Origin of the sequence: Italian clover phyllody phytoplasma str. MA1 (assembly GCF_000300695.1) — a bacterium.
GTDB lineage: Bacteria > Bacillota_I > Bacilli_A > Acholeplasmatales > Acholeplasmataceae > Phytoplasma.
The window spans coordinates 1-9270 of sequence record NZ_AKIM01000022.1 but is presented as its reverse complement, the minus strand read 5'-3'; the positions used below and the strand labels follow the sequence as shown (position 1 = coordinate 9270).

Here is a 9270-nt window from a genome sequence, read left to right as displayed (position 1 = left end):
CCACTAAACTTTTTTTTTCTTCGTTTTGCAATTTTTGTTGAGATTGGATTGCACTAATTTCTTCTGTTAACCTTTGCTCTATGCTTGTTTTTTCTCTTTGAAGAGAAACGATCTCTTGTTGTTGGGAAGATAAAATATTTTCTTGTCCTTTGATGTTTTGAATTAATTGATCAATTCTTTTTATTAATTGTTTTTTTTCTTGTTCGTTGGAAAGATTGTTTTGATTTGCCAGGAAAAATCGTTCTTTAACCACATTTAGTTCTCTTATTTTGTCGTCCATATCTGTTGATTGTCGTTTAATAAGGGCGTTTTGTTGGTGTATTTTAGTTTCTAAAAGATTTATTTCATGGCGTTGTTGATTGATGGTTACTTGTTTTTGTGTATATAAATCTTGATATTTTATATCGGGATAGAATTAATGCGTTTTACATTTTAAAATGGGTTTATTACACTAAGCCCCCCACACCACCGTACAAGCAAGTTTCCAAGCATACGGCGGTTAAAATAGTGTGTTAATGTCAATTTTTCTTAAAAAAATAGGAGTCATTTATAAGTTTAAATGTTTTTTTAAAGAAATTAATATAGCCTTACTATTTTTTCATCTTTCGCCTTGTAAGGGTCGTTATCCCTCTCCTTGGTGAGTCAGTATATTTATGCATTTCAGCATTAATTGTCAATTTCTCACGACTACTATGATTCTGCTTCTCCCTTGACAACAACCTTAACAACTATCAAGTTAAAAAAGGGTTCTGTTTTAGGGAAATAGAAGTTACTCTAAATATCTACGTAATCAATTTAGGCGAGCTGACCTGAGCAATTATATCTTATTTGGTATAAAACATTTTCTGACAGGTAGGTTTGAGGTGGGAATTAACTCCATCATCTAGAACGATGACAATGATTTTAACATACGAATTAAAATACGTTAAAAAACCTCAAAATTGTTGATATAAACGGCAATAAAGCTATTTTTATCTACAAGTTATGATTTGTAACCCTTTTGGTTGCTCTTAGCTCCTTTTCAGAAGTTATCCGTGTTGATCGTTTGCTCTTGCGTCTTCTTGTTGGATTAAAGGATGACCCTCATTTGCGCTTTTATTTTCTGCTGTAATTTATAATTCTTTCGTTTTATAGACCGAAAATATGAGTTAGACCATCATTGCAGGTCCAGCATTTCGTTATTTATGCTGATATTTAGGCATCTTTCTCGCCCTAATTCTTCTTTTAATATTTTTATTTCTTGTTGGTTAGCTTGTATTTGTGGTTGTAAACTTTTTTTATAACTTTCGCTACTTTGAACGAGAGGATTTTGATTTATGATTTTAATTTGTTCTTCCAAAAACATCACTTGACTTAATGTGTCAATTAAAAATTGAATATGTTTTTTAGAAACAAAGATCATATTAGCTGGTTGCCAATTGCGCCAAAAATACCCTATTCCGCCTTGAAAATTGTTTTTTTTATGTTGTAAATATGTTTGATAATTTTTTAAATCATTGGCGTTTCCGACAAATACAAAAAGGTATTCATTAGGGTCAAAAACGGTCGTAGCGATTGTATCGCTAAACTCTTCTACAATATTATAATTTTCTAAGGTTTGAAAAAGAAAATCAATGTTTTTCTTGTCTTTTTCCTGAAAATTATAATATTCCTTGTCTATTTGTTCGAAAACCATTTTAACAACATGTTCTAATAAACGTTGGCGAAAAGCTGCGTTTTGTATGAACGGCAACATTTTTTTAATTTTTTCTATAGAAGGGTAAAGAATAGGGGAAACTGTTTTTTTCGTTTCTGGTTGTTTATTATGATAAGGAGTGATTCCGTATATAGGACTTATTAATGAAAAGGTTAGAAAGATGAAAAAATATTTCCAAACCTTTTTTCCTTGAATTGACATATTTTTTTGTTAATGCTTTCTAATGAAAATTAATATCCTCTAAAAATGAAAATATTATTTTTGTAATTTTCTCTTTAATGGGTTGTATAAAAAAATAGATATGTAGTAAAAAACCATAAAAATACATTTTATGGAATTTGCGAGAAAGTTGTTTCATTTATAGAATAAAAAAAAGTTTCTTGATTTCAAAAAAATTAATTCGCCTCTCTTTGAGGGGGATAATATTTTAATCCAGTTAGAACAAATTTGATATATATATATATATATTTTCATACCTTTCTAATAAAAATATTTACATAACATTATAATTATATCATTAAATAATATAAAAATATCTGATATGATTTATAAAAAAAAGACCTTATTAAAAAGGTCTTTTTTTAATGATAAAATGTTTATTTTTGCGTTTTTTCTTGCTGTATTGTCATTTCTTCTTGAATTTTATCTTCTACTTCGGATGAGTCGGAATTTTTTTCTATGATGTTGGCTTGTTCATCTTTTTTATCATTTTTTTTGGATTTCTTTCTGAATAAACTCCATTTTGTATTTTTTTTGGTTTTTCCTTTAGAATCTGTGATTGCTTCTTCATCAGAATTTAACATTGTATCTTCTGTATTTAACTCTTCGTTTTGACTTTCTTCAATGATGATTTTTTCTTGTTGTTTCTCTTCTTCTTTTGTTAACTTATTTTCATCTAATTTTTCTTGAAATTGATTGTCTAAATTATCGTTAAAATATGTTGGTTCGACATACTCTTCTAAATTTTTTTGTACATCAGAAACCAATTTTTCTGTCGGAAAATCGTTTTTTTGCTCTTTATTGTAAAAAAAACTAAAATAAATAATAAAAAATAATAAAAGGCCGAGCAAAGGGACAATTAATGATATTTTTAAAATGTTGTTTGAATCGTTGGTGTTTCTAATAATCTTTCCTCTTGTTTACATTTAATTGTTTAATTGTTTGAATTTTAATTTAATTTTTGAATTTGAATTTGAATTTTTATTTTAATTATTACGATAAAAAGGAGAAAAACATATTTATTAATATTATTGTAATGATTTTTAAAACCATTACAATAATATTATAATTATTTTAATTCTAATATTAACAAAGAAAATAATAATATTACTCTTTTTATAAATATCAAATTATATAAAGCAATTTAGCAAAAAAACCGTTATAAAAAGAACGGTTTTAGTTTTATAAAAAAGAATTGTAAATTTATTTTTTTATGAATTCCACCACGGACCAAACAACGATATTATTTTGCCAACTGAAGAGTTGTAGGTGTTGGAGGTGACGGCTGGTAAAGCAGGATTATTTTCATTGGCGTCAACATTGGAGTTTTTGTTGTCTGGAGTTGTACCCCCTAACCATGTCGGCAAATTCTCCTTTATCAAATCTTTTATTTTTTGAATTAATTGAGGCGGCAATTTATTAATACTTGTTTTTAAACTTTCCACAATATCTTTCAAATGAATATTATCTTCAATATTTTCCATTTTATCCTTAACTGCTTTAGTAGCTTTTTCTAAGTTATCTAATGCTGTAGAAATTTTCTCAATAATTTGTTTTTTATCTTCTTTAAAATCTTTATCCCATGAGTTGATTTTACCTGTAATATTATCCATTAATGATTTTTTATCTTTTTCAATACTTTGACCTAAATTGTCGATCGCTGTTTGTATTGTTTTAGCTAAATCATCTGCTAAAGCTTTTGCTTTTTGGTCTAAAATAACTAATATTTTTTGAGTAATTTCTTGAGTATTGAAAGCTTCTATTTTGCCTTCCGCTTTTTTGGTTAATTGCTCTAAATGTTTAGGAATTAATTCTTTAGTAAGGGAATGTTCTAAATTATCCATTTTTACTCTTAAAGCTTCAGATAAATCTTTGACCATTTTATCTTTATCTTCTTTAAGATCTTTATCCCATGAATCCATTTTTTCAAATAATTTATTGGACACTTCATCTATTTTTTTATTAGTTTTTTTCGTAATTGCATCTTGTGTTATGGCTAAAGCATTAGAAATAATTAATAAAAAAATCACCGATGTTAAAACTAAAATCGAAATAATATAAAAGTTTTTTTTATTAGGTTTAAAAATATTCATTTTCATAACTTTTTATTATTCTCCTATAATATTTGCATAGAATAGCTAAAATAAAAATAAAATTTTTTTAAATTTTAATTCTTGTTTCTTATGGAAGAAAAAATTTATTCTATTAATAATATGTTTATTTCCAAAAACATATTCTTTAAATCTATTTTATTATATAGTATTTTTAGTGTTATGAAACATTTTTTTTGAACCAGTTCATCAAATAACGACTTTTAAGGAAAAAATTAATGAAAAAAATAATCTTTTCAGTAAGGTAAAAACCGTTGTAAAAGAAAAAAAAGATCTATTTTAATTCCAAATAATAAAAAGATGTTTTTTCGGTATTTTTAATAAAAAAAGATATTTTAAAAAAATTCTTTTAAATAAGACCTAATAAACGATTAAAAAAACTTTTTCATCTTTTTTATTAAAATATTTTGATTTTTAAACAAAATAATGTAAAATATTATTTTAACGAATACATTACATTTCAATATCTCAAAAGAATTATTTTATTTTGACATATTTGAAAATGTTATTTTCAACAAATATAAACAAGTTTATTGAAATAATAGGGTTATTATTTATAAAATTTTAAGATAATGAAATTCTTTGAACTACTTTTAAACGTTTAAATAAAATATTTATCTAGTCGATTTTACTATTAACCTAAATAATTATATTTTAATGTTGACAAATGACAAATTTTAATATAAAATTAAATAAATATTAATATCTCAAATTTAATCATTTAAGATATATTTGATATTTTTATTATAAAAAACTTTACAATTTTAATAATTTTTTAAAAAGTTATAATGATTGTAAAAATAGTTATTTTTTGGTTTTGCATAAATGATGACAAAGAATTGATATAGTTCATAAAATATTAATCTTTTTTCTTTTTTTATATAACCAAGTCCTTCAAATAAACAACTTTTTCCAAAATATGCATTTTTAATAAAAAAACATTTTGATTTTTAAACGGTCGTTTTTGTTAGAAAAAAACTTTCATAAAGTAATTCGAAATATATGAAATTTAGATAAAAAACAAAGGAGAAAAAAAGATATGAAAAACATGATAGAAATTAAAAATTTAAATAAATCATTTGACGGAAAACACATTTTAAAAAATATTAATTTAAATATTCGTAACCAAGAAATACTTACTATTATAGGTCATTCTGGTTCCGGTAAATCCACTTTATTAAGAACTTTAAATTTATTAGAAGTACCTGATTCAGGGGAAATTTTGATTAATTCACAAAACATCTTAGATAAGAACGTTAATTTATCTGAGTTACGAACTCAAGTAGGAATGGTTTTTCAAAATTTTAACTTATTCGAAGAAAAGACTGTTTTAGAGAATTGTTGTTTAGCGCCGGTTAAAGTTTTAAAAATGGGTAAAGAACAAGCTAAAGCTAATGCTTTACAAAAACTAAAAGAAGTAGGTTTAGAAAAATTTGCTGATGTAGATGTGAAACGAATTTCTGGAGGACAAAAACAAAGAGTCGCGATCGCTAGAACTTTATGTATGCAACCAAAAGTTATTTTATTGGACGAACCAACTTCCGCTCTAGATCCCGAATCTTCTCAAGAAGTAATGCAAATATTAAAAAAATTAGCTAAACAAAAAGAAATTACTCTAGTTATTGTTACGCATGAAATGAAATTCGCTAAAAAAGTTTCTCATAATGTTTGTTTTATGGAAAACGGCGTTATTGTGGAAAAAGGTTCTTCTAAAGAAATTTTTGAAACTAATAAATACCCTAAAATAAGATCTTTTTTTGAAGAATTTTGATCTCATTTAATTAAAAAATACTTTTTAATGCTATAACTATGTGCTTTGAAATAAAAAAGCGTTTCGAACAAAAAAATAAAGCGTTTATAAATATTTAAAATAAGAAAAAAGGAATGATAGATTTTATGGATTTAAACATAAAAACATATTGGAAAAAAAATAACAAAAAAATATTTTTTTTGACTATTTTTTTATTATTTTTTATTTGGCTACATTATTCTGTTTTATCTTTTTCGGATATTAAAAATAATTCTGACTTGACCACGAAAGATCCTTCTTTTTGGTTTAACTTATACCAATCCTTGCCAGCTTATAAACAAGGTTTTTTGACTACTTTATTATTGGCGATAGACGGTCTTTTTTTAGGTTTTTTATTGGCTATATTATTAACAATGTGGAAAAATTCTTCTGAAGAAGGGATAAAAAGAAAAAGAACTTGTTTAATTTATCTGCAAAAAATATTAACAGTTATTTTTAACTTTTTAATGAATTTTTTTAAAGCTATACCCATAGTAATTCAAGCTTTATTATTTTATAGTTTTTTAGTGAATATACCATCTTTTAAAGGTTCTTTAGGGCCAGTGATAATCAGTTTGATCGTTATTATGTTAAATACAGCTTTTAATCTAACAGAAATTATGTTAAACCATATTAAATTTTTAGATCCTGGACAAATAGAAGCCGCTTATTCTTTAGGAATGAACCAAAAACAAGTTTTTCGTTATATCACTTTAGGACAAACTTTTAAAAGAACGATTCCCTCTATTTGGAACCAGTTTATTATTAATTTGAAAGAAACCGCTTTATTTCAAATAATCGGAGTAGTAAGTCTTATTTTCGCAGCCCAAAGGCAAGTTTCGATTACTTTTGACACTATTACCCCTTATCTTTTAATAAGTTTGTTTTATTTAATGTTAGTTGGTATGACGGATTTAATCAATCAAAAAACTAAACATTAATTATTTGGGAACAAATAATTATGACAACAGAATAATCTTAAGAACAAAGTAATCAATCGAAATATAACAATCCATCCTATTGGAAAATAAGATGAAGAAAAAATGATTGATTTAAAAGTTAGCATTCGAAATAAATATTTAATTTAAGTGACAAAATTATTAATGAATATCTTGTTTTCAACTTTTATTAGTTTAAATTAATTTGTTTATTTTTAACAAAAGAAACTAATTAATTTAAACGAAATTGATCGGAAGGAATAATTGTAACTTTATGGAAACTTTTATATTAAAAAAATATCTTATGAAAAATTGGAAAAAAATTTCCATCGGCACGATAATAGCGATTCTTTTGGTTTGGCTTAATTTTTATATCTTAATGCCGCCTAATGGTGTTAAAAAAGATGAAAAAAAAACTTTAACTTTAGGAATCGTGAATAACGCTCCACCTTTCGCTTTTGACGGAACCAATAAAGAGAATGGACATGAAACTATTAATGGCGATTTTATCAGCGGTTCTGATATTGAATTATTTAAAGAAATAGCTGACAAAATGAATAGGAATTTGATTATTAAAACTTTCTCTTTTCCCGGGATATTAAACGCTGTTAAACAGAGTACAGTAGACGTTATTATCGGAATGTTAAATGTTACAACTGAAAGAAAAGAACAAATGTTATCTATTGAGTATCATACCCCTGATTTAGGTATTCTTGTTAGAAAAGATGATCCTTTGTTTAAAGAGAAAAAGGATGCAATAAAATTAAATGACTTAAAGGAAGTGAAAAGAATAACCACTATTATCGGTTCAATATATGATATTCAATTTTTCGATACTTTGCAAAAACAACGTTATTTGCCAAAAGCTAAAAAAACAGCTTTAAAAGAGGACGCGGTAAATTGTGCTGAGTCAGTTTCTAACAGAACAGCAGACGTTCTTTTATTAGAATATCCGGTAGTAGATTTAATCGCCAATCAACAACGTGATAAATTCAAAGCTTTCAAATTAACAGGTTTGCCTTATAACATAAAAGTCCCTCCTTTAGGCATGTTCTTGCGAAAAGGTCCAAAAGGAGAAGGTTTAAAAAAAGAATTAGAAGTCGCTTTAAAAGACTGTTTAACAAAGTCCAAAACAACATATCAAGACAAATACCATCCGACAGCAATTAACAAACATAAAAAGGTTATCGATTCGACCAAATCCAAAACAAATTTTTTCAAAACATATTATAAAAGTTTTTTGATTTCTTTATTATTGGCTGTTAACGGCTTGCTTTTAGGTTTTATATTATCTTTATTATTTTTCAAAATTAAGTTGTTATCAGTCAATGTTGCTGTAGAATCACCTGCCAAAAAATCTTTTAAAATAAAAAACATCTTTTCTGTTTTAATAGATAGTTTAATATATGTTCTTAAAGCGGTTCCTATTTCTATTCAAGTTATTTTAGTTTATAATTTATTAGTTCTTAATTTTAATTTTTTCAAAGTAAATTCTTTAGGTTCTTTTTATGCTGCTTTAATTATCATTTTAATCAATAATGCTGCTATTTTAACTAGTGTTTTCGTTAATAATATGAAACTTTTAGATAAAGGGCAAATTGAAGCTGCCTATTCTTTAGGGATGGAAAAAAAACAAGTTTTCAATTATATTATTTTAAAACAAACTTTAAAAAGATCTATGCCTTTTGTTTGGAATCAACTAATTATTAATTTTAAAGAAACAGCTTTATTTTCTATCATTGGGTTACCTAGTTTATTATGGAGTGCTCAACGTAATATTGTTCTTACTAATGATAAAATTACTCCTTTCGTGATCGTTAGTGTTATTTATTTAACTTTAAACACTCTTACCAACTGTATTGGTAAAAAAATTAATAAAAATTAAATTAAAAATTAAATTATTAAACATAGCTTTTTTGTTTTAAACAACTTATCAAAAACAAGTTCTTTTTCGTCGGGACTTGTTTTTTTTTTTTTTTGTGTATAATGATTTTTAATAATTTATTTTTTTAAATTATTAAAAAATTAATTCCAAAATGAAAAAAGGTTAAAAAGAAATGAATTATAGAACCCACTGTGACCGATTATTTGGACTCGAATTTTCTTAAAAAAACGTCATCAAAAGAACAAATTTTTACACTTCGAACTCGCAAAAAAACAAATAGCAAAAATATTAAAAAAATTAATAGAAAAGAATTATAAATTTACAGTATGAATTATAAAAATAAAAAAATATTAATCAGATTAAGTATATTTATTATAAGTATTATTGTTTTAATACTCATAATTTGGGATTATAATAATTCTCAAAAACCAATACCCCAAAATAATAAAGAAGAAAAAAATGAATATTTATTAAAAAAAATAATTTATAAAGATAAAACGCAAACAAAAATAGATCATATAAAAGAAGTTAATGAAAAAACTAGAAAGAGTAGGTGATAAGTGAATAAAGTTGTTTTTCTATTTAAATAAAAATTAAATAAAAGGAGATTTTAAATGTCTAGAAAAAGAAGT

The 9270-nt window shown here is 24.9% G+C and carries 7 protein-coding genes; 3 read left to right on the top strand and 4 right to left on the bottom strand.

Annotation, left to right across the window (positions count from 1 at the left end; all coding sequences use genetic code 11):
• The 4 genes from RI01_RS01355 to RI01_RS01340 all read right to left on the bottom strand — a co-directional run.
• Nucleotides 1-280: hypothetical protein (locus RI01_RS01355; RefSeq protein ID WP_152411623.1), on the bottom strand; the 280-nt coding region annotated here is incomplete at its 3' end.
• 876 nt (nt 281-1156) lie between these two features.
• Entirely contained in the window at nt 1157-1897 is a 741-nt protein-coding gene (locus RI01_RS01350; RefSeq protein ID WP_017192865.1) for a hypothetical protein, read from the bottom strand.
• Between the two features lie 395 nt (nt 1898-2292).
• The gene (locus tag RI01_RS01345; RefSeq protein ID WP_017192864.1) at nt 2293-2766 is read right to left on the bottom strand and encodes a hypothetical protein; all 474 of its coding nucleotides are present in this window, start codon (nt 2764-2766) and stop codon (nt 2293-2295) included.
• Between the two features lie 360 nt (nt 2767-3126).
• Nucleotides 3127-4014: a hypothetical protein gene (locus RI01_RS01340; RefSeq protein ID WP_017192863.1), complete on the bottom strand. Its 888-nt coding sequence runs from the start codon at nt 4012-4014 to the stop codon at nt 3127-3129.
• A 1051-nt stretch (nt 4015-5065) separates the two neighbouring features.
• Here RI01_RS01340 and RI01_RS01335 point away from each other — a divergent pair.
• The 3 genes from RI01_RS01335 to RI01_RS01325 all read left to right on the top strand — a co-directional run bounded on the left by RI01_RS01335 (nt 5066) and on the right by RI01_RS01325 (nt 8638).
• Nucleotides 5066-5797, top strand: coding sequence for an ATP-binding cassette domain-containing protein (locus RI01_RS01335; RefSeq protein ID WP_017192862.1), 732 nt, complete (start codon nt 5066-5068; stop codon nt 5795-5797).
• Nucleotides 5798-5922: 125 nt separating this feature from the next.
• A complete protein-coding gene (locus RI01_RS01330; RefSeq protein WP_017192861.1) occupies nt 5923-6756 on the top strand; it encodes an amino acid ABC transporter permease in 834 nt (277 codons plus the stop codon).
• 271 nt (nt 6757-7027) lie between these two features.
• Nucleotides 7028-8638: an ABC transporter permease subunit gene (locus RI01_RS01325; protein WP_017192860.1), complete on the top strand. Its 1611-nt coding sequence runs from the start codon at nt 7028-7030 to the stop codon at nt 8636-8638.
• Nucleotides 8639-9270 lie beyond the last annotated feature (632 nt).

Coding starts and splice junctions, on each gene's coding strand:
- RI01_RS01350 (WP_017192865.1), bottom strand. CDS start 1,897: ATGTCAATTCAAGGAAAAAAGGTTTGGAAATATTTTTTCATCTTTCTA.
- RI01_RS01340 (WP_017192863.1), bottom strand. CDS start 4,014: ATGAAAATGAATATTTTTAAACCTAATAAAAAAAACTTTTATATTATT.
- RI01_RS01335 (WP_017192862.1), top strand. CDS start 5,066: ATGAAAAACATGATAGAAATTAAAAATTTAAATAAATCATTTGACGGA.
- RI01_RS01330 (WP_017192861.1), top strand. CDS start 5,923: ATGGATTTAAACATAAAAACATATTGGAAAAAAAATAACAAAAAAATA.
- RI01_RS01325 (WP_017192860.1), top strand. CDS start 7,028: ATGGAAACTTTTATATTAAAAAAATATCTTATGAAAAATTGGAAAAAA.